Origin of the sequence: Streptomyces sp. NPDC051555, assembly GCF_044454405.1 — a bacterium.
In the GTDB taxonomy this organism is placed as follows: domain Bacteria; phylum Actinomycetota; class Actinomycetes; order Streptomycetales; family Streptomycetaceae; genus Streptomyces.
In genome coordinates this window covers 65,588-84,058 of sequence record NZ_JBITDP010000018.1, presented here as the reverse complement: position 1 = coordinate 84,058, position 18,471 = coordinate 65,588, and the positions used below count along the sequence as shown (strand labels likewise).

Annotated in this window: 19 protein-coding genes and 1 pseudogene; 11 read left to right on the top strand and 9 right to left on the bottom strand. The window is 70.9% G+C overall.

Annotated elements, in window-relative coordinates; translation table 11 throughout:
• Window positions 1-81: 81 nt before the first annotated feature.
• From ACIBEA_RS30790 to ACIBEA_RS30765, 6 genes are all read right to left on the bottom strand, one after another.
• A complete protein-coding gene (locus ACIBEA_RS30790) occupies window positions 82-702 on the bottom strand; it encodes a hypothetical protein (RefSeq protein WP_399266465.1) in 621 nt (206 codons plus the stop codon).
• A 192-nt stretch (window positions 703-894) separates the two neighbouring features.
• The gene (locus ACIBEA_RS30785; RefSeq protein WP_399266463.1) at window positions 895-1,305 is read right to left on the bottom strand and encodes a hypothetical protein; all 411 of its coding nucleotides are present in this window, start codon (window positions 1,303-1,305) and stop codon (window positions 895-897) included.
• Between the two features lie 104 nt (window positions 1,306-1,409).
• Window positions 1,410-2,279 (bottom strand): hypothetical protein, encoded by an 870-nt coding sequence (locus tag ACIBEA_RS30780; RefSeq protein ID WP_399266462.1) that lies wholly within the window; start codon window positions 2,277-2,279, stop codon window positions 1,410-1,412.
• On the bottom strand, window positions 2,276-4,141 hold the full coding sequence (locus ACIBEA_RS30775; protein WP_399266461.1) for a GMC family oxidoreductase: 1,866 nt from the start codon (window positions 4,139-4,141) through the stop codon (window positions 2,276-2,278). Before ACIBEA_RS30775 ends, ACIBEA_RS30780 begins: the two co-directional genes overlap by 4 nt.
• Window positions 4,138-4,536, bottom strand: coding sequence for a hypothetical protein (locus ACIBEA_RS30770; protein ID WP_399266460.1), 399 nt, complete (start codon window positions 4,534-4,536; stop codon window positions 4,138-4,140). Before ACIBEA_RS30770 ends, ACIBEA_RS30775 begins: the two co-directional genes overlap by 4 nt.
• A gap of 349 nt (window positions 4,537-4,885) precedes the next feature.
• Entirely contained in the window at window positions 4,886-6,457 is a 1,572-nt protein-coding gene (locus tag ACIBEA_RS30765) for an alpha/beta hydrolase (RefSeq protein WP_399266459.1), read from the bottom strand.
• 355 nt (window positions 6,458-6,812) lie between these two features.
• Between ACIBEA_RS30765 and ACIBEA_RS30760 the strand changes: the two genes are divergently transcribed.
• The 6 genes from ACIBEA_RS30760 to ACIBEA_RS30735 all read left to right on the top strand — a co-directional run bounded on the left by ACIBEA_RS30760 (window position 6,813) and on the right by ACIBEA_RS30735 (window position 12,014).
• Window positions 6,813-6,974, top strand: coding sequence for a hydrophobic protein (locus ACIBEA_RS30760; protein ID WP_283453945.1), 162 nt, complete (start codon window positions 6,813-6,815; stop codon window positions 6,972-6,974).
• Window positions 6,975-7,368: 394 nt separating this feature from the next.
• The gene (locus ACIBEA_RS30755) at window positions 7,369-7,722 is read left to right on the top strand and encodes a PRC-barrel domain-containing protein (RefSeq protein ID WP_399266458.1); all 354 of its coding nucleotides are present in this window, start codon (window positions 7,369-7,371) and stop codon (window positions 7,720-7,722) included.
• 228 nt (window positions 7,723-7,950) lie between these two features.
• Entirely contained in the window at window positions 7,951-9,156 is a 1,206-nt protein-coding gene (locus ACIBEA_RS30750) for a sensor histidine kinase (protein WP_399266456.1), read from the top strand.
• Window positions 9,144-9,869, top strand: a complete 726-nt coding sequence (locus ACIBEA_RS30745) for a response regulator (protein ID WP_399266455.1) — start codon at window positions 9,144-9,146, stop codon at window positions 9,867-9,869. Before ACIBEA_RS30750 ends, ACIBEA_RS30745 begins: the two co-directional genes overlap by 13 nt.
• 148 nt (window positions 9,870-10,017) lie before the next feature.
• On the top strand, window positions 10,018-10,950 hold the full coding sequence (locus ACIBEA_RS30740; RefSeq protein ID WP_399266454.1) for an ABC transporter ATP-binding protein: 933 nt from the start codon (window positions 10,018-10,020) through the stop codon (window positions 10,948-10,950).
• A gap of 5 nt (window positions 10,951-10,955) precedes the next feature.
• The gene (locus tag ACIBEA_RS30735; protein ID WP_399266453.1) at window positions 10,956-12,014 is read left to right on the top strand and encodes an ABC transporter permease subunit; all 1,059 of its coding nucleotides are present in this window, start codon (window positions 10,956-10,958) and stop codon (window positions 12,012-12,014) included.
• A gap of 140 nt (window positions 12,015-12,154) precedes the next feature.
• On the opposite strand, the gene ACIBEA_RS30730 is transcribed toward ACIBEA_RS30735, so the two are convergent.
• Window positions 12,155-12,742, bottom strand: a complete 588-nt coding sequence (locus tag ACIBEA_RS30730; RefSeq protein ID WP_399266452.1) for an alpha/beta fold hydrolase — start codon at window positions 12,740-12,742, stop codon at window positions 12,155-12,157.
• Between the two features lie 570 nt (window positions 12,743-13,312).
• Here ACIBEA_RS30730 and ACIBEA_RS30725 point away from each other — a divergent pair.
• Window positions 13,313-13,477: pseudogene (locus ACIBEA_RS30725) on the top strand (IS5/IS1182 family transposase); the annotation flags it as partial.
• Here the strand turns inward: ACIBEA_RS30725 and ACIBEA_RS30720 are convergent.
• Together ACIBEA_RS30720 and ACIBEA_RS30715 are read right to left on the bottom strand one after the other, a co-directional pair.
• A complete protein-coding gene (locus ACIBEA_RS30720) occupies window positions 13,469-13,873 on the bottom strand; it encodes a hypothetical protein (RefSeq protein ID WP_399266451.1) in 405 nt (134 codons plus the stop codon). The pseudogene ACIBEA_RS30725 and the gene ACIBEA_RS30720 sit on opposite strands and share 9 nt — an antisense overlap.
• 115 nt (window positions 13,874-13,988) lie before the next feature.
• Window positions 13,989-14,975 (bottom strand): LuxR C-terminal-related transcriptional regulator, encoded by a 987-nt coding sequence (locus ACIBEA_RS30715; protein WP_399266450.1) that lies wholly within the window; start codon window positions 14,973-14,975, stop codon window positions 13,989-13,991.
• A 266-nt stretch (window positions 14,976-15,241) separates the two neighbouring features.
• Between ACIBEA_RS30715 and ACIBEA_RS30710 the strand changes: the two genes are divergently transcribed.
• The 4 genes from ACIBEA_RS30710 (at window position 15,242) to ACIBEA_RS30695 (ending at window position 18,421) form a co-directional block, all read left to right on the top strand.
• Complete coding sequence (locus ACIBEA_RS30710; protein ID WP_399266449.1) at window positions 15,242-15,499, top strand: hypothetical protein; 258 nt, start codon at window positions 15,242-15,244, stop codon at window positions 15,497-15,499.
• A 62-nt stretch (window positions 15,500-15,561) separates the two neighbouring features.
• On the top strand, window positions 15,562-15,831 hold the full coding sequence (locus ACIBEA_RS30705; protein WP_399266448.1) for a hypothetical protein: 270 nt from the start codon (window positions 15,562-15,564) through the stop codon (window positions 15,829-15,831).
• Window positions 15,800-17,005, top strand: coding sequence for a peptidase S1 and S6 (locus tag ACIBEA_RS30700; protein WP_399266447.1), 1,206 nt, complete (start codon window positions 15,800-15,802; stop codon window positions 17,003-17,005). The genes ACIBEA_RS30705 and ACIBEA_RS30700 overlap by 32 nt, the downstream gene beginning before the upstream one ends.
• Window positions 17,006-17,110: 105 nt before the next feature.
• Window positions 17,111-18,421 carry a tachylectin-related carbohydrate-binding protein gene (locus tag ACIBEA_RS30695; protein WP_399266445.1) on the top strand — a complete coding sequence of 437 codons (1,311 nt, stop codon included), beginning with the start codon at window positions 17,111-17,113 and terminating at the stop codon, window positions 18,419-18,421.
• Window positions 18,422-18,471: the final 50 nt, after the last annotated feature.

Below are 18,471 nucleotides of genomic sequence, written 5' to 3'. Positions count from 1 at the left end.
TGACGGCGGCCGTCGCGTGCGCTGCGCCCGGTTCAGCCTGCAGCGGCCCCGTCCCATCCCGCCCCATCCCGTCCCGTCCCGTCAGTACGCGCGCGGCCCGTCCTCGGTGGCGCGCATCGCCTGGGGGTAGTACACCTGACCGTCCTTCATGACCTGTTGGCACGCGTACTGGGGGGTGGGGCCCATGGGTACGGCGACGGCCTCCGGTATGTCGGTGCACCGGATGTGGTCCAGGGTCCCGTCGGAGTTGCCGAAGATGATCCGCTGGGCGCCCTCCCTCGACATGATGCCCTTGCGCGCCCGAGCGGTGAAGGTGACGTAGTTCTGCGACCAACCGGGCTTGTCGCCTATGGCGACGTCCCACTCCACCTCGGCACCCTTGAAGTGGGACGTGCACACGACCGTGGTGCCCTTCCTGGAGGCCACGTCCTGAGGGCACTTGGCGCTGACCTCGCCGGTGGCGTTGGCCAAGGCGAGTGTCTTCTTGCGGAGTTCGTACTCCAGGTTCGCCGCGAAGGGTGCGTCGGCGGCGGGGGACGGCTGCAGGTCGCCCTCGGGCCGGGGTGCGGGTCGGTCGAGCCGGATCGGCAGCTGGCTGACGGACGGCGCGGGCGCGGCGGACCGGGAGCCGGTGCCCCCGCACCCCGTGGCCAGGAGACCCGCGCTCACGACAGCTACGAGGCCGATGATGTTCATACGCATGATCGAAAGAGTAGTGCGGATCCGCAACACTGCTGGTCAGACCCCTGCTGCCACGGCCAAGTCGAGGGGATGCGGGGAGCGGAGAGCAGAAGGACTCACCGATCGCCGGCTCGGTGAGTCCGTGTAGGGGGCCGGGAGTTTCTGCTTGTTCTACCGCGTGGGCGAGAGATGACTGAGCGGAATCTTCGTGGGTCAGTGCCAGTAGGACGGCGAAGACGAGCCGGAGTCGTTCCAGGAGATGATCAGGAGAATGATGACGATCGCCAACGGGACGGCGACGAGCAGGGCGCACCCGATCGCACCGGGCAGGTTCTTCCTGCGATGGCGCTGATCGAGCAGCTTGGCCTCGGGGGTGTCGTTCCGCCAGTGCGGCTGGAGCTCCGCGGTGCCGTCGGCGATCGCCCTGGCCACTCGGGCGGCGTCTGCGGCGTGGTACGTGCGCCACCTGCTCTCGCCCCAAGTGGAGTGCGATACGCGGAGGTTGCTGCGGACTCCGTTGGCATTCGCGGTGGCGTCCAGGCAGGCCGCCCGGATGGTCGGCCAGGCTCGGGCCAACTGCCTCTCGGACAACCAGGCGACGTGCTCCGGTTCAGCTGCTGCCACGGGTGCACCTCCTCTCGGCTCGCAAGCAGTCTCTCCCCGCCCCCGCTGGATAGGCAACACCCCCTGCGTCCGGTACCTGGCGCGACGGGCTGCACCGCCCCTGTTCAAGGGCGTGCGCCCGTCGGCAGGTAGTACGGGCGGTTGTGGGCGGCGACTGGTGGTGACTGGTAGGTCCAGGCACCGGCGGCCGGTGTGCCGTCGGCGAGTACGGCGCGGATGCCGAGCCCGAGGTCGCCGTCCGGAGCGTGGACCGTCAGCCGCGTGCGCTCGGAGTGTTCGGGGCGGGTCAGGTCGTACCACTGGTACGGCTGATAGAGGTTCATGGGGCCGGCGAGCAGGCGCCCCTCCCGGTCGGTGCCGTAGCCGGTGACGGGGGCCGCGTTGGCGGCGACCGCGGCGAGGCCGTCCAGCTTCGCGGTGACGTCGAGCAGCGGGGTCGCTTCCTGCTTCAGGGTGTCGTTCGGGCCGAGGGAGGCGGCGTTGCACCGTACGTTCCAGGTCTCGCCGGTGGGGCCGTTGAGGGAGGGCAGGTCGACCTCGAACCAGCCCGGGTATTTGGGTTCCGCGTAGATCTCCTGACCGGCTCGGATCGCGAAGAGGTTGTCGCACACGACGTGGAGGCGGGCGATACCGAGCAGCTTCGTCTGGTCCCATCCCTGCGCGAACTGGGCGTAGGCCAGCCGGGGCAGCCGGTCGCTCTCGGTCGTGGGGAAGGCGATGACGTTGAACTCGATCTCTTGGGTGACGCCGCCGCCGAAGGCGTACTGCGCGAAGTACAACTGGTAGTTGAGAGAGACCAGCGCTCGCCCGTCCTCGAAGGTGGCCGCGGTCAGGTCCGGGTGGTGCTTGGCGAGCAGCTCGCGGACCGGCTCCGGTTCGACCAGCCAGTCGAGGCCGATCTGGTGCAGTGCTCCGTAGTGGAAGGGGAGCCGGAACGGCTCGGGCACGGGCGGCAGGGGCAGCGGGTCGGTCATGTGAGGGCTCCTCGGGTCGGTGTCGTTTCGCTCGTCGCGAGGGTTGGTCGGGACGGCCCGACGTGGGCCGGGCGGTCGCGCGCGGTCAAGTCCGCCTCGATGCGTTCCGTGCTGCGCAGGGCGAGCGCGGCCATCGTCAGCGTCGGGTTGGAGGTGGCCACCGACGGCATGCTGCCGCAGCCCACGGCGTACAGGCCGGGGTGGTCCCAGCAGCGCTGCCAGGCGTCCACCACCGATGTGGCGGGGGAGTCGCCCATGATGTGGGTGCCGGCGGCATGGCCGGCGCCCCGGTAGCCGTAGGTACGCCCACCGTGCTCGAAGCGGCCGGGCCAGGCCGCTGGGGGCGCGTAGTCGGTGTGGTCCTCGGCGCCCAGCAGCGCGAAGATCTGGTCCGAGACCGCGCCGGCCGCTGCGATCCCCGCCTTCACGTGCTCGTCGAGGTCGTACGTGACGAGGGGGCGGGGGAGTCCCAGGGCATCGCGCTCGGAGGGGTGGAGGGTGACCCGGTTGGCGGGGTCGGCGCCCTGTTCCATCTCGAACTGGAGGGTGAACTGGCGGCGGATCCGATCCCCGACCGCCCGCCGCAACTCCGCTCCCAGCAGCCCCCGTTCGAGGAGGAAGTGAGCGACGTCCGTCTCGACGGGCCCTTTGGCCCAGACCCACCCCCATGCCCCGAACTCGATGCGGAACGGCGCCCTTCGCCGCCGGGCCGGCCCGGCGCGGAAGCCTTCCAAGCCGGAGACCGACCCGGGACCCCGATACGGTCGGGTCTCCTCGGGCAACAGTCCCCAGGTCAGCAGCACCGGATGGTCCATCAGGTTGCGGCCGACCTGGCCGCTGCGGTCGGCGAGCCGGGAGAGGAGCAGGAGTCGTGCGTTCTCCACGGCGTGTGCGGCGAGCACGACGACGTCGGCGTGTGCGGTCGACACCTCCCCGTCGTAGGAGCGGTACTCGACTCCGGTCGCCCGCCCCCTCCCGTCGACGAGGACACGGCTCACCACGGACCTGTCCCGTAGCGTGACGGTGGTGCTCCAGCGGCCCTGGGTCTTCTGCGGGGTGTACTTCGCGTATGAGGGGCAATGCGGGATGCAGGTCGCGTTGCCCACGCAGCGGCTGCCCGGGTCCTTGCGGCCGCCGCGGCCGCGTGGGACGTAGCCGCGGCCGCCGTCGTACCGGGGGTCCGGGACGCCGTTGCGCGCGTGCGGGGTGCCGACCACCTTCAGCTCGACGTCGCTCAGGGCGACGGGGTCGCTCACGCGCCGCCCGTCGAGGCGGGCCGCCAAGAGGCGGTCCAGCCGCGCGGCGGGCAGAGGCCGCATGGGGAAGACGTAGTCCTCGGGGAAGGGCAGGCCGACGTGCACGCGTTGATCGTCGGCGTCGGCTGCCACCCCGAACTCCTCCTCGGCCGCCCGGTAATGCGGCTCCAGCTCGTCGTACGTGAGCGGCCACCGCCGCCCGTAGCCGAAGCGCTCGGTGTCGAAGTCCTCCGGCAGCATGCGCGGTGCGAGGCCGGTCCACACGTTGCCGGTGCCTCCGTTGGCGCGGACGTAGCCGCTGGCGTAGGGGAGCGGGCCGTCCTGCAGCACATGGCCGGCCGCCCGGAAGCCGGGTCTCCCGTCCATGCCGGTGAGGTCCGTCACCTGCGGCGACGCGGCGGCCGGATGGGGTCCGGAGGAGGAGCCGGGAAGCCTGGCAGCGGCCGTCAGATAGGTGGAGAGCGGGTCGGTGGCCGGCTCGTCACCGCCCGGGCCGGCCGCGCCCGCCTCCAGGACCAGGACCCGCCGCCCGTTCCAGCCGAGCCGGTGCGCGACCAACGACCCGGCGACACCGGCGCCGACGACGATCACGTCGTACCGCGTCACCGGCCGCCCGCCTCGGCCCAGTCGCCCGTCGGGGCGTGTCCGTCCGCCTCGGCCCAGCTCCCGTATCCGCCCGGGCCGGAGGCGGGAGCCTTGAGGCCCGCCGCCTTCCACATCAGGGCCTCGGCGTAGGCACGGGGCGAGACCACGGTCGAGGTCCCGAACCAACTGCCCGTGAACCAGAGATACGTGACGGCTCGCGCGGCCTCGCGCAGGTCGACGTCCACGAGGTCATCGGGATTCTGCAGCTCGCGCAGCAGCCGGTCGTAGCTCTCGGTGCCGAGGTGCTCCGTGGCCACCGCCCGGTATTCCCCCGCGAGTCCGGTGGCCTCCAGGTCGGCCTGGTCGAAGCCGGTCAGCCGTGCCGACAGGGCGGTGAAGTGTTGCGTCTCGTTCATGAGGTGCATGCGGGCATCGGTGCCCCATCGTCCGCGTACCTATTCCACGCGCTCCGTGAACGGCGCGATCACGCCACCGGGCGCTCCCTCACAAGGCTGGCGTCGTGTGCCTCGTGGTTCGAAATGCCTTCGCGTGCCTACTCGTCGGTCCGGGCGGCGCATGGGCCCGTACCGCACCGTGCCGGTCGGGGGACAGCAAGACGATCTGAAGGCCTACACGATGAGGGAGGCGACCGCGCCCTCGCCTTCGCCGGGGTGCATCCGCAGAGCGCGGCCCACTGTCACATCACAGGCCCCTGGCCGGGGGGTTTGCTGCTGGTCCGCGCGCTCGGAACGCGAACCGCGTGCCCTACCCTGCCTGCTTGACGCAGGTCTGGTCCCTCGCCGGCAGCTTGCCGGTGGCCAGGTACCGGTTGACCTGCTCGTCCACGCACGCGTTGCCGTAGCGCCCGAAGAGGGCGTGCCGGTTGGCGCCCTCGAGGGTGACCAGCCTGGAGCTCGGCAGCTGCTTGTGGAGTTCGACGCTTCCCTTGTACGTCGTACGCGGGTCACCGGTGGCGGCGACGATCAGTGCGGGGGCATCGCGTTGCACCCGGGTGGGCTCTTCGCGCGGCGAGTCCCAGAAGGCGCACGGGTTGATGTTGTTGGTCAGAGCGCCGAACAGCGGGTGCGCGGTGCGGTTGCGCTCGATGTTCCGCCAGTAGAACTCGGGATCGCGCTCGGCGGCTACGTCCCCGCAGAGGACGGCGGACTGCACGCCGGTGGGCTCGCCCTCACCGCGCAGCACGTACCGCAGCTCCGGGACGAGCGTCGGCGGCACCGTCGTCGGCCGGCCCTCCGCGGCTTTGGCCAGTACGGAAAGCAGCTCGCCGAACGACGCTCGCGCCGGGGCGGTGTCGTCCGCGATGCCCGAGAAGAGGAGGAGCGGGGCCTGGCTTTCGTCGATCCGGAAGGCATCGGCGCCGGCGCCGATGGTCAGCGGACCGCGCGCGGCCGCCGCGACGATGCGGTCGACGGTACCGAGGACCTCTGCGCGGCTGCGGCCCAGGCCGTAGGTGTCGTGGTGCTCCGCGGCCCAGGCGGCCCAGTCGGACAGAGCCTTCTCGTTCTCGCGCTCGGTGCCCTTCAGCAGCCGGGGGCGGTAGTCGCTCGGGTTGATCGCCCCGTCCAGCACCATCCGATCGTGGCGGCCGGGGAACATCTGCGTGTAGACCGTGCCCAGGTAGGTGCCGTACGAGTAGCCCAGGAAGGAGATCTTCCGCTCGCCCAGCGTGCCGCGGATGACGTCCATGTCGCGGGCCGTGTTGCGGGTGGTGATGTGCGGGAGCACCGCGGCGTCGGTGGCCCGGCACTTGTCGGCCAGGCTCTTCTGCAGGGCGACCTGGCGGTCGAAGCCCGCCCGGCCGGCGCCGGCGGACAGCCAGGTCATGCCGACGGGCAAGCCGCAGTCCAGCGCGGTGCTGCGCCCGATGAAGCGCGGGTCGAAGCCGACGATGTCGTAGCGCGCGCCGACCTCTTTCATCGACGCACGGGCCTGCGGCGGGGACTGGAGCGCGGGACCGCCCGGACCGCCGTTGTTGAGGAGGATCGCGCCGATGCGGTGGCGGGTGTCGGTGGCCTTGAGCCGGGAGATCGCCACGGTGATCGTGCGCCCCCGGGGGTCGGTGTAGTCCAGGGGCACGGTCACGTCCGCGCACTGCACGCCTGCCTGGTCCAGATCGCGGCCCGTGGTGTCGTCGGGGCCCTTGATGCAGCTGCCCCAGCCGAGGTGCTGGCGGTAGTACGGGTCCAGTCCGGTCCCGGAGCTGTCCTGGGTGGGGGTCTCCGCGGCCGTGGCCAGGGCGGGGGAGGACGTGAGGCAGGCGGCGAGGGTGAGGCCCACGGCCAAGGCGCGGCGTGCGGCGGGGCTGGCAGTGGTCACGGGGTCTCCTTGAGCATCGTCCGCTTGGTGTGATCGCATGCCTTGAGGCTAGGAACCCGCCCTGGTACGGCACATCGCCCAAGGGCACGAGGACCGCGGTCCTGTCCACCTCTGGTCCGGGACCTGGGTCCCGGACCGGCCTCCTCCGCCAGGAGGAGACCGTCGGTGCGTCCGACCGGCGCATGCACGGTCCCGGTCCCGGCACCGGGGGCTCTCCTGATGTGGACGGGGTGCGAGGGGGAAGCGCTCAAAAGTGGCTGACGCGTGTTCCCGCCTGTGTCGATAAGAAACAGGTAAGTTCCGCGTGCATGTCGAGCATGTGGTGGGGCATGCGGTGCTTCGGAGGTTGATAACTATGGTTCCCCTGCTTCTTGTTCTTCTGCTGGTTCTGCTTCTCTTCGGCGCGGGTTTCGCTCTGAAGATTCTCTGGTGGGTCGCGATCGCCGTCCTGGTGTTGTGGCTGGTCGGTTTCGTGGCTCGTCCGAAGGGCGGCAGCGGCCGCTGGTATCGCTGGTAGCCGCCTGATATTCACGCAGTTCGGATGCGGTATGGCTGTGGCCTGCCACCCTCGACGGCCGAGGGTGGCAGGCCACAGCCATGCGTTCCGCCATGTGCGGGCTCTGGTCTTTCCGTACTGGGTGAAACCGGATATCTGGGGGTAGCCGGGATATCGCAGGGGCGGTCGCAGTGACGCAGCAGCGGGCGCAGTGACGCAGCAGGGGACCTGCTCGCCTCCAACGATCGACGGCCGTCCCGGTGCTGAATGGGATTGAGGTGTGTGCGGGACCGAATGCGGGGCAGGCGGAGGTATGGCGGATGCAGGTTTCCGCCGCGTACGCAGTACGGAAAAGGGCAGATGGGTGGGGAGTATTTCCTTCCTGTCTCCCGTTGACCGGAGGAGTTGTTTTCGCATGACTGAGAATGTGTGGGGTTACCGTGCAACGTCCGGCCGTCTGGCTGGTGCGGATCTGACGGGTTACAAGGTCGAGGCGACGGACGGTTCCATCGGGAAGGTCGACAAGCACTCGGACGAGGTCGGCTCGGCCTACATCGTGGTCGACACCGGTCCGTGGATCTTCGGCAAGGAAGTCCTGCTGCCCGCGGGCACGGTCAGCCGGGTTGATCCGAACGACGAGAAGATCTACGTCGACCGGACGAGGGAGCAGATCAAGAACGCTCCCGAGTTCGACAAGGACAAGCACCTCGGCGACCTGGACTACCACCGCCAGGTCGGCGGCTACTACGAAGGCCCGCACCGTCTCTGACGGGCGCGGACACCGGCACCGCAGGGCGGGGACGACACCCATAGGGCTGTCGTCCCCGCCCTGCGGTGCGGGTACCGTCCAGGCAGTGCCGAAACGGCTCGACCGCGGGGGGAGATCCACTCGGTGGTCACCGGCGAAGGCCCGGCCGCACGCGGCGGGGGCGGCCTGTCTGGACCTGATAAATCTAGAGAATACCGACAAAACGGCGCACCCCCCTACGATGGGCCCATGAGCTGGATAGATGGGGCCCTTCGCGGACGCGGGCGCGGTTCCGACCTGATGCTGTGGGGCGGCGCGTTGTCGGCGGGTGCGGTGAGCGCCATGTCACACGGGCTCTCGTTGTACCCGATGTTCAACGCACATCCCCTCGGCTCCTACCTGGCCGATGCCATGACACCGGGAACACCGGCGGCGCTCGTATGGTTCCTGCTGGTGCCGTTCGTGGGCAGCGCCGCGCTGTGGTGGCGCCGGCGGGCCCCGGTGGGCGTCACCCTGGGGCTGCTCGCGGCCTCGACGGTGGCGCCGCTGTTCCCCGCTGCCCTGTTCGGCCTCGCGACGGTGGTGGCCTCTCGCCAGCGCCGTACGGTGGCGACGACCGCCGGGTTGGCGCTACTGCCCCTCGCGCTCCAGCCGTTGGTGCATCCGGTTCCGTTGGGTGAGGCGGGCGCCACCGCGTTCACCACGTCCGCGCTGCTCACCGGCGCGGTTATGGCGGGGTTGTACGTCCGCTCGCGGGCCGAGCGCCGGGCGCAGGCCGAGGTGGAAGCGGTGCTGCGCGCCCAAGCGGTGCGCCGTCAGGAGCGGGAGGAGCTGGCGCGGGAGATGCACGACGTGCTGGCGCACCGGCTCTCCCTGCTGAGCATGCACGCGGGCGCGCTGGGGGTGAACCCGACGGCGCCGCCGGAGCAGATCACCGCGTCCGTGGAGGTGATCCGGTCGAGTGCGGTGCAGGCGCTGGAGGACCTGCAGCAGGTCCTCGGGGTGCTCAGGTCGGGGCCGCGCGAGAGAACGGAGGACGCCCCCGATCCTCCGCAGCCGGGCTTCGCCCACCTGCCGGCCCTCGTGGCGGAGTCCGCCCGCGCCGGCATGCACGTCGAACTGAACGAGGACCTGCGGCCCGACCTGCTTCCGGTGGTCCCCGAGCTCGTAGGCCGGACGGCGTACCGGATCGTGCGCGAGGCCCTGACCAACGTGCGCAAGCATGCTCCGGGCGGGCGCGTACGCATCGACCTGCACGGCTCGCCCGCCGCGGGGCTGACCGTCGAGGTCAGCAACACGATCCCCGCCGCCGCAGACCACCGGTACGCCCTGCCCGGCAGCGGTTCGGGGTTGCGGGGGTTGGCCGGGCGCGTCGACCTGATCGGTGGCGAGTTCAGCCACGGGCCGGCCGACGGGGTGTTCCTGGTGAAGGCGAGGCTCCCGTGGCCGGCGTGATCCGTGTCCTGCTCGTCGACGACGACGCCCTGGTCCGGGCCGGACTGCGCCTGATGCTGGGCAGCGCCGCCGACATCGAGGTGGTCGCGGAGGCCGACGACGGACACCGGGTGCCCGACCTCGTACGCACGCACGCGCCCGACGTGGTGCTGATGGACATCCGCATGCCGGGGCTCGACGGGCTGGAGGCCACCCGCCTGGTCAGGGCGATGCCCGACCCGCCGCACGTACTGGTACTGACCACCTTCACCGCCGACTCGTATGTCCTGCGGGCCCTGAGAGCCGGCGCGGACGGGTTCCTCCTCAAGCACACCAGCCCGGCGCGCATCATCGAGGCGGTGCGGCGGGCCGTCGCCGGTGAACCGGTGATGTCTCCGGAATCCCTGGGGCAACTCATCGACAAGGTGACGGCTGGTGGCACAGAACCGGAAGCCGAAGCGGAAGCCAAGGAAGGAGCCGAGGCCAAGGAAGAAGCCGAGGCGGAACCATCTTTGCCGACCTCGCCGACGGCCGATCAGCTTGCCGCCCTCGGTGCGAGGGAGCGGGAGGGGGCCCTGGAGGTGGCGAAGGGTCGTACGAACGCCCAGATCGCCGTGGACCTCTACATGAGCGTGCCCACGGTCAAGTCGCACGTCTCGCACATCCTCACCAAGCTCGACCTCGACAACCGTGTGCAGATCGCCCTGCTCGTCTACCGCGCCGGACTCCTGTGAGGCCGTAGCGGCCGGCGCGGCATCCGTCACTCCACCCTTGGCAGGGGTGCCCCCCGGCCCCCGCTCCACCTTTGGTCACGGGTGGGGCCGGCGGTTCTCTACTTTCCGCCGATGCCCGCCCGCCGGTCCGGTTCGTAGCGTCGGGGACATGAACCGCCACCTCGTTCCCCGCCCGGGCAGCACGGCGCTGGAAGCCGTCGACCTGGGCCACCGATACCGCAGGGGCTGGGCCCTGAACGGCTGCTCCCTGCGCGTTCCGGCCGGCCGGGTCTGCGCACTGGTCGGCCCCAACGGGGCGGGCAAGTCCACGTTCCTCTCCCTCGCGGGCGGCCTGCTCGCGCCCAGCTCCGGCAGCGTGCGCGTCTTCGGCGCCGACGCGGGATCGCCCCGAGCCCGCGCGACGACCGCCCTGCTCAGCCAGGACAAGCCCCTCTACCGGGGATTCAGGGTCTCCGAGATCCTGCGCATGGGCGCCGCGCTCAATCCGAGCTGGGATGAGGCAACCGCACACCGCATCGTGGACGCCGGCTCGATCCCACTGAAGGCCCGCGTCTCGTCCCTGTCGGGAGGGCAGCGCACCCGTGTGGCCCTGGCGTTGGCCTTCGGCAAGCGGCCACGCCTGTTGATGCTCGACGAGCCCATGTCCGACCTCGACCCGCTGGTCCGCCACGAGATCGCCGGTCTGCTCCGTGACGAGGCCGCGACGCACGGCACCACCGTGGTGCTCTCCTCGCACGTGGTCGGGGAATTGGTCGGCCTGTGCGACTACCTCGCCGTGATCAACGCGGGCACCGTCCGGCTGGCCGGTCCGGTCGGCGAACTCATCGCCGGCCACAGCGCCCTGGCGAACGACGCACCCCACCCGCCCGGCAGCCGAGTCGCACAACTACCGTCCCACGCGCTGACCATCACCCGCCGCAGCCCGCGGACCCCGGAGGAGCTCCGGGCCGAAGCCCCGGACGCCCGGGCCGACGCACCGAGCCTGGAGCACCTCCTGATGGCCTACCTCCTCGCCTCCGACGCCCACCCCTACCTCGCCTCCGACGCCCGCCCCCTCACCCGACCGGACGAGGACCAGTGACCCCAGTGACCAGCACCAGTACCAGTACCAGTACCCCGGACCACCCCCGCGGCCACGCCCGCACACGGAAGCAGAACCGGAACGAAGACCACAACCTGAAGCGCTCCGCCCGGGGCGGGCTGCTCTGGCTCGTCCTGCGCCAACAACGCCTAGCCCTGGCCGCGTTCGCCCTCGCGGCCACCGGCATCGTGCTGTACGCGGTCATGGGCCGCTCCGCGACCCTCGACGCCATCGCGCACCTCCGGTTGCCGCTGTGCCCCGAGGGGGAGGGCTGTCAGCTACCCCCGGAGTTCAGTACCGACCACGTGCTGCCGCTCCGCGGGCTGCTGAGCCTGCTCACACTGCTCCCGGTGGCACTGGGCCTGTTCCTGGGCGCGCCCCTCTTCGCCCAGGAGCTGGAGTCGGGCACCTACCGCACGGTGCTGTCGCAGTCCGTCACGCGGAGCCGCTGGTTCCTGGCGAAGGTCTCCCTGCCGCTCGTGCTCGCCGTCATCGTCAGTGCGGCCGCCAGCTGGGCCGCCACGTCCTGGTGGTCCACGGTCGCCGGGCGCCTCGGCAGCTACTCCGACTGGTCCTCCTGGATGCCGTACGACGCCATCGGCCCGGCGCCGGTGGCCCGCTCGGTCCTCATGGTGTCGATCGGCATCGTCTTCGGGCTGGTCCTGCGCCGGACGGTGACCGCCATGGGCGCCACCGTCGTGACCGCCGGAGCGCTGCTCGTCGTCCTGGAGCGCTACCGGGGAGCCCTGCGCCCGACCGTCACGGACAACCTGCCCATCACCGATCCCCTCTCCTTCCCCGGGGGCGCCTGGGTCCAGTCGCGCGGCCTGCTGACCAACACCGGGGCCCCGGCCCAGGAACTCCCCGAGTGCACCGTGAGCGGTGGCCTCACCGGCGACCACTTCGCCTGCCTGCGGGACCACGGGATCACCCGCCAGTGGGTCTCCTACCACCCCAAGTCCCACCTGTGGCCGATCCAGTACACCGAGAGCGCGATCTGCCTCGCCCTGTCGCTACTGGCACTCGCCGGGGCCTGGTGGTGGACCCGCAAACGCATGAGCTGACCCTGCCCTCGCCCTCGCCTAACTCCGGCGGGGGCGGCCGGCTGCCGAAGTCACGGCAGCGCCTGTTTCACTCCGGGCCCGCAGGGCGGAGCGTCCCGACGCTTCCTGGCCTGGCGCGCCAGCGGTACCGCGATCCGGGCTCAACGGCTGCCGCCCACTCGCTGACGCTCAATCAGGTCGGACACGGCGGCTGGGTGGCTCAGGTGGGGGGAGTGGCTGGTGTCCCACACTTCCGTACGAGAGCAACGCTCGGCGAAGCGGGCCGGAAGCGGGGTCGCCATGGTCCGGTCGTGCGGCCCGCGGAGGTAGAGCGAGGGGGTGTCCCGCCAACTCACCCGAGCAGGAGCGGCGTCGAAGATCGACGGATGTTCCGGACGCAGCAACTCCACCGCACGCACGGCCGCCGGTTCGTCGACATCGCCGACATCGCCGTAGAGCTTGGCCTTGGCATCATCCGGATCCAGCCGAAGCCGCCCGTCCGCGTCCGGCAGCGCGAGCAACCCCTCGCCAGGCTCGCCCGGAGTCGCCGCGAGCACTTCGGCCGGGGATTCACCGACGTCGAGAATCCAGCCGGCGAGGAAGACCAACGCGCCGGCACCACGCACCGTCCCAGCGGTGACACCCCCGAACGAATCTCCCACCACCACCGACGGCTCCGGCGAAACCGAGGCGATGGCCTCGACCTTCGCGGTGCTCTCGGCGAGCGAGAACCCGTAGAGATCGGGCACCCCCACGGACAGATCCCGGGCGCGCAGCAGATCGGCGAGCTCGGCGTAGTGAGCGGGCTGGTGCCAGGCGGACCCCGTCCGACGCACCGCCCACCCGGGTTCCCCGTCCCGGCCACCGCCGTCGTCGTGCGCGGGTTGGTGGTCGCGTGGCTGCTGGCGCGGGCAAGATCGAGGTTCCCGCGCGCCGGCGGTGGCGACGCTGGTGGTGTCCGGGGCGGGCGGGGGTACGAGCACCGTCCGGGTCGTTGACCCGCTGCTGCTCCTCGCCGAGGACGTGCGCGGGACGGACCGGGTGTCCAGCTGGGTCCGGACGCCGATGCCGACGCGCTCGTCGAGATGGGGGAGGGGCGGGTCGGGATGGGGCAGTGCCCGGTGGTGCTCGGGTGATGGAGCGTGACGGCGCGGCGTCGCGCCGGGCGTGGATCGAGGTGGGTGGGCGGCGGGGCTTCGGGGCGCCGTGGTGGGCACGGGCGGTTTGGCCCGGCACAGGGTTACCCATCGGGGCTCGGGTGAGGGTTGGGTGTGCCGGCAGCACGAGTGCGGGGGCGTCCCGGTGAGTTGGTGTGGCGACACGGCTCCGGGCTCGGCACCCGATGCCGGGTTGTCGAGCGTGCCTTCGCCCACCTGCACTGGTTCCGCCGCCTGCGGATCCGCTGGGAGATCCGTGACGACATCCACGAAGCGTTCCTCGCTCTGGGATGCGCGCTCATCTGCTGGCGACGCCTGTCACGGCCGGTCCGAGCCCTCGCCTTCGCGCAGGAGCCATTCCCTGACCGAAGGAGCACGGTCAAGGAGCTGGCTGACCTGTATGCCTTCTTCGCGTGAGGTCACCCTCGGCAGCGGGGTGAAGTCGTAGGGAAGCACGTCCAGGAGGCTCATCACGCGGTCCCCGGCAGACAGAGTGATCAATAGCTCGCACCGCAACTGACGTGGAACGTCCTGACGGTGGGACAGGCTGTTCCACAGGGCTGGCCACAGGTAGTGGGCGCCGTCGGGCGCCGCATTCGCCCGCACCCACTCCGGATCCAGCCGCTGGTTCAGGCTGAGGTCACACGCCCGCTCCTCCAGCCTGAACAGCGAGGCCGAATCAATGATCTTAACCTCGCGAGGCAGCGGCTGATCGAAGTTCATCGCCCCATCTTGCCCGCCCCGACCCCGCGCCGAGCGACGCCTTCGCCCTGCCCCTCTCTCCCGGGGCGGGGCGGGGCGGGAGGTGTGTGACACGGCGGCCGATAGCCCCCGATCGTCAGAGCCAGCCTTGCTGCGCCGCTTTGAGGCCGGCTTCGAAGCGGCTCGTCGCGTGGAGGCGTTCCATCAGGGCGGACATCTGGCGTCGGACGGTCCGCAGGGACACCCCGAGGCGCTTGGCGGCGGCCTCGTCGGTCATGCCCGAGGCCAGGAGCTTCAGCAGTTCGAGCTCGGTCGCGGTGGGAAGGGTGTCGCTGGGGCGGGGCCGGTCCGCGCCGAGCGGTACCGCCGAATCCCACGTCTGCTCGAAGAGGGTGGTCAGGGAGGCCACGATCCCGGGTGCTCTGGTGCACAGGGCGCCGAGCCGGGAGTGGTCCGGGTCGATCGGGACGACCGCCACCGCGCGGTCGAATATCAGCAGGCGCGGCGGCAGGAGCGGACTCGTCCGCACCTGGCCGCCCTGTTCGGTCAGCCACCGCGCGTAGGCCAGCGTCGTCGGATCGTTGCGGGCGCTGTCCTGGTAGACCGAGCGCATCTCGATGCCGCGGTCCAATGCCCGCCGGTCCAGCGGCCGGGAAGCCTCCAGGCTCGCTTCCGAGAGTGCGCCGCCCGGCAGGATCGCCAGGCACTCCCGGGTCAGTCCGTGGGCGAGCTGCTCCAGGCGGCCCTGGATGGCGTCCATCCCCACGAGCCGTTCCGCGCCGTCGACCTCGGTGTTGGGGCTGAGTCCGGCGAACTCGGAGACCACCTGCGCCGCGGCCGCTTTGCTGCGGGCCAGCTCCTGCTGCTGCCTGGCCAGCTCCTCTTCCTGGCGGCGCAGGAGCAGCTCCAGGCCCAGTTCGGGTCTCACCGCGCGCAGGCCGCCCGGGCAGTCCCGGGACGGTCTGAGCAGGTCGAGGTCGACGAGCCGGTCCAGGCCCTCGCGGACCCGGGTCTCGGTCAGACCGAGGCGGTCACTGAGCTCGGCGATGCCTCCCGAAGGGTCGGCCAGCATGCCCCGGTACACGGCTTCCACATCGGCTCCGAGCCCCAGCGTTTGCAGCATCTCCCAGCCCCCCGGCTGTAGTTGGACCGCCCCCGGCGAGCGTCGCCCCCGCGATCCTAGGCGAAGTCTGTCACCAAGGTGCCAGGGCCTGTTGGTGCCAACCGGAACCTCTTCTGCGCAGGTCCCGCGGGCAGCAACATGGTGTTCACCGGGACGGCGGGGACGAAACTCCCCGACTCAGGCCAGAGCCGCAAGGACGATCCGGACCAGCGCGCAGCACACCGCACCGAACGCCTCGCTTCCACGCCTGTGACCTGGGGGAAACCATGTCCCGCACCGCCCGCTTCGCCGCTGTCGCCGCCGTCCTCACCGCTCTGTGCGCCGGCGCGGTCACCACCGCCTCGGCGGCCGCCGCCGAGGACCACAGCGTCAGCGCCGCCGCCGACGGCAGCATCAACTGGGACACCACGCCCGCGTCCATCGACGGCAGCATCAACTGGGACACGGCGCCCGCGTCCATCGAGGACAGCATCAACTGGGACACGACGCCCGATTCCACCCGGGACAGCATCAACTGGGACTGACCGCAATGCGCGTCGTACGGGCCTCACTCTCAGGGCCACCTGCCGACCCGGACCCGACGGGCGTGCTCGCGCTCGTCTCCGATCTGATCTGGGCCCACACGCCCGCCGCCCACGGACTGGAACACCTGCGGACCAAAGCCGCAGCCGACGGCGTGGACGTCTACCTCTTCCTGAGGGCCGGCTCCGAAGCCGCGGCCCTCACCCAGGCCCACGCCATCCTCGACGGCGCCCGCGCCCCGCTGCGGGTGCACGGCTACCGCCCCGGCGAGCCGCGCCGCGAACGTTCCCCAGGAGAACACAGTGACCGCCACCCTCCGCCAGGCCGCCCGTAAGAGCGCGGGAGCCGCCCTCTCGACCGCCCTCGGAGCCTGCCTGCTCACCGCCGCGGCCGTCGCCGCCGCCCCGGCCGCCGAGGCCGCGACCACGTGCGGCGGAACCGCCTCGATCTACGGCGTCCTTCCCGACGGCCGCCTGACCTTCAGTACCATCACCCCGGCCACCGGCGCCCTGAAGAAGGTGCGGGTCGGAGCGGACTTGGGGTTCGAGCCCAGGGCGATGGCCACCCTCGACTTCAACACCGTCCTGGTGACCTCGACGACGGGCGCGCTCTACCGCCTCGACGTCCTCACCAACAACGAGTCCCTCGTCCTGGAACGCCCGCCCGTCAAGATCTTCGACAGCGGCTGGACCCACGACAAGCTCACCTACGACGGACACGGCCACCTGTACGGCACGGCGGGCGGGGTCCTGCTCCAGTACCTGGTCTCACAGCCCAAGCCGACCGGCTCGGCGCACATCGGCCAGCGCAAGGAGATCGGCAGCGGCTTCGTCCTGAAGACGCTCACGGCCGCCGGAGACGATCGTCTGCTCGCCACGACGTCGGCCGGCGCGCTCTACTCCTACAAGATCAACGCCGATGGCACCTGGGACCGGGACGACCTCAAGCCGTCCGGCTGGTCCGGCTTCGACCAGGTCGTATCGCCCGGCGGCGGCCTCTACTACGGTCGGATCGAAACCACGGGCGCCATGTACTGGTACAAGGACGCCAATCCGGCGGACGGTTCCGGAACCGACATCGCGTACCACAACGACACCCCCGTCAACACCGGCGGCTGGACGCAACGACTGCTCTCCGCCCAGCCGGGGACCTTCAGCTGCACCACCACCGCGGACCCGCTCGACGGCCACGACATACCCGCTGTGAAGGCGGCCGGCCGCGACCTGATGAACCGGCACGACGGCGGCGCCTGGAACAGCACCACCCAGTGGAACTGCCTGGAGCAGCTCTGGGACAGGGAGAGCGGCTGGCGCTACTGGGCCGACAACCCGAACTCCACGGCGTACGGCATCCCCCAGGCCCTGCCCGGTTCGAAGATGGACGCCTTCGGCGACGACTGGCGCACCAACCCGGTCACCCAGATCAAGTGGGGCCTGTCCTACATCGACGGCCAGTACGGCACGCCCTGCGGCGCCTGGACCCACTTCCTGAACAACAACTGGTACTGAGCGGCCCCGAGCCGCGCCCGCTCGCCCGTTTCCCCTCCCCTCCCCTCCCCTCCCCTCCCGGCCCGACGCGCGTACGTCAGGGCTGCCCAGAACCTGGAGACACCCATGTCCTCGTCGTCGTTCAAGCGCCGCCTCGCCGCCACCCTGGCCGTCTCTGCCACCACTCTCGGCATGATCACCCTCACCTCGGCGCCCGCCCAGGCCGCCGCCGTCTGCGGCGGCAACGTGTCGGTCTACGGCACCCTCCCCGACGGCCGCCTCACCTACACGGCGATAGCCCCCAACACCGGTGACCGCGTCAAGACCCTGGTCGGCGCGAACCTCGGCTTCACGCCCAAGGCGATGGCCACCCTCAACTTCAACACCGTCCTGGTGACCTCGACGGCCGGCGAGCTGTACCGCGTCGACATCCAGACCAACGACAGCGCCCTGGCCCTGGCCGGTGTCACGAAGATCTGGGACAGCGGCTGGACCTTCGACAAGCTGACCTACGACGGCGCGGGTCACCTCTACGGCACGGTCGGCGGCGAGCTCCACCGCTACAACGTCTCCCAGGCCAAGCCCGCCGGGCCCGCCCACATCGCCAAGCACGCCGTGATCGACACCGGCTTCGTCCTGAAGACGCTCGCCGCCGCCGGCGACGACGTCCTCATCGCCACCACCGCCGACGGCCGTCTGCTGTCCTACCAGATCAACGGCGTCGGAGACTGGGAGAGCTCGGAGCTCAAGAGCTCCGGCTGGTCGGCGGTCGACAACCTCGTCTCGCCCGGCGGCGGCCTCTACTACGGTCGTACGAACGGTGGGATGTACTGGTACCACGACGCCGACCCCACCGACGGCAAGGGCGACGACATCGCCTACCACCCCGCCGACCCGGTCGACACGAGCGGCTGGACCCAGAGCCTGCTCTCCGCCTTCGCCAACGACTGCACCTACCAGCCGCCGGCGCCCCCCACCCCCACCCCCTCCACCAAGGGCGGGCAGATCGCCCGCAGCGAGATCATGAGCCGCGCCGCGAACTGGCTGAGCCGTGACATCGCCTACAACCAGGGCGCGTACGCCTCCGACCCGGACGGCGACCACACCTACCGCACCGACTGCTCCGGCTTCGTCTCCATGGTCTGGCACGCCGGTGCCAGCTACACGACCCAGAGCCTGCCGGGCACCGCCGCCACCATCTCCAAGTCCGACCTCCAGCCCGGTGACGCGCTGAACACCCTGGACGGGCACGTGGTGCTCTTCGAGAAGTGGGTCGACAAGGCCGCGGGCAAGTTCTCGTACATCCACGAGGCGAACACCAACGACGACATGATGCGCGGTCAGGACTACCTGAACGGCGGCAGCGACGGCCGCATCGCCGGCCACGCCGCCTCGGGCTACGTCGCCCTGCGCTACGACCACGTCGTCAACGGATAACCCCCCGCGCGAGCGAAGGCCGGACCGCCCTCCACCGGGCGGTCCGGCCC

Excerpts from the sequence above, each read along its gene's own strand:
- ACIBEA_RS30780 (WP_399266462.1), bottom strand. The coding sequence starts at position 2,279 with ATGACCGACCCGCTGCCCCTGCCGCCCGTGCCCGAGCCGTTCCGGCTC.
- ACIBEA_RS30760 (WP_283453945.1), top strand. The coding sequence starts at position 6,813 with ATGGTTCCCCTGCTTCTTGTTCTTCTGCTGGTTCTGCTTCTCTTCGGC.
- ACIBEA_RS30755 (WP_399266458.1), top strand. The coding sequence starts at position 7,369 with ATGACTGAGAATGTGTGGGGTTACCGTGCAACGTCCGGCCGTCTGGCT.
- ACIBEA_RS30770 (WP_399266460.1), bottom strand. The coding sequence starts at position 4,536 with ATGAACGAGACGCAACACTTCACCGCCCTGTCGGCACGGCTGACCGGC.
- ACIBEA_RS30715 (WP_399266450.1), bottom strand. The coding sequence starts at position 14,975 with ATGCTGCAAACGCTGGGGCTCGGAGCCGATGTGGAAGCCGTGTACCGG.
- ACIBEA_RS30720 (WP_399266451.1), bottom strand. The coding sequence starts at position 13,873 with ATGAACTTCGATCAGCCGCTGCCTCGCGAGGTTAAGATCATTGATTCG.
- ACIBEA_RS30750 (WP_399266456.1), top strand. The coding sequence starts at position 7,951 with ATGAGCTGGATAGATGGGGCCCTTCGCGGACGCGGGCGCGGTTCCGAC.
- ACIBEA_RS30695 (WP_399266445.1), top strand. The coding sequence starts at position 17,111 with ATGTCCTCGTCGTCGTTCAAGCGCCGCCTCGCCGCCACCCTGGCCGTC.
- ACIBEA_RS30710 (WP_399266449.1), top strand. The coding sequence starts at position 15,242 with ATGTCCCGCACCGCCCGCTTCGCCGCTGTCGCCGCCGTCCTCACCGCT.
- ACIBEA_RS30740 (WP_399266454.1), top strand. The coding sequence starts at position 10,018 with ATGAACCGCCACCTCGTTCCCCGCCCGGGCAGCACGGCGCTGGAAGCC.
- ACIBEA_RS30790 (WP_399266465.1), bottom strand. The coding sequence starts at position 702 with ATGCGTATGAACATCATCGGCCTCGTAGCTGTCGTGAGCGCGGGTCTC.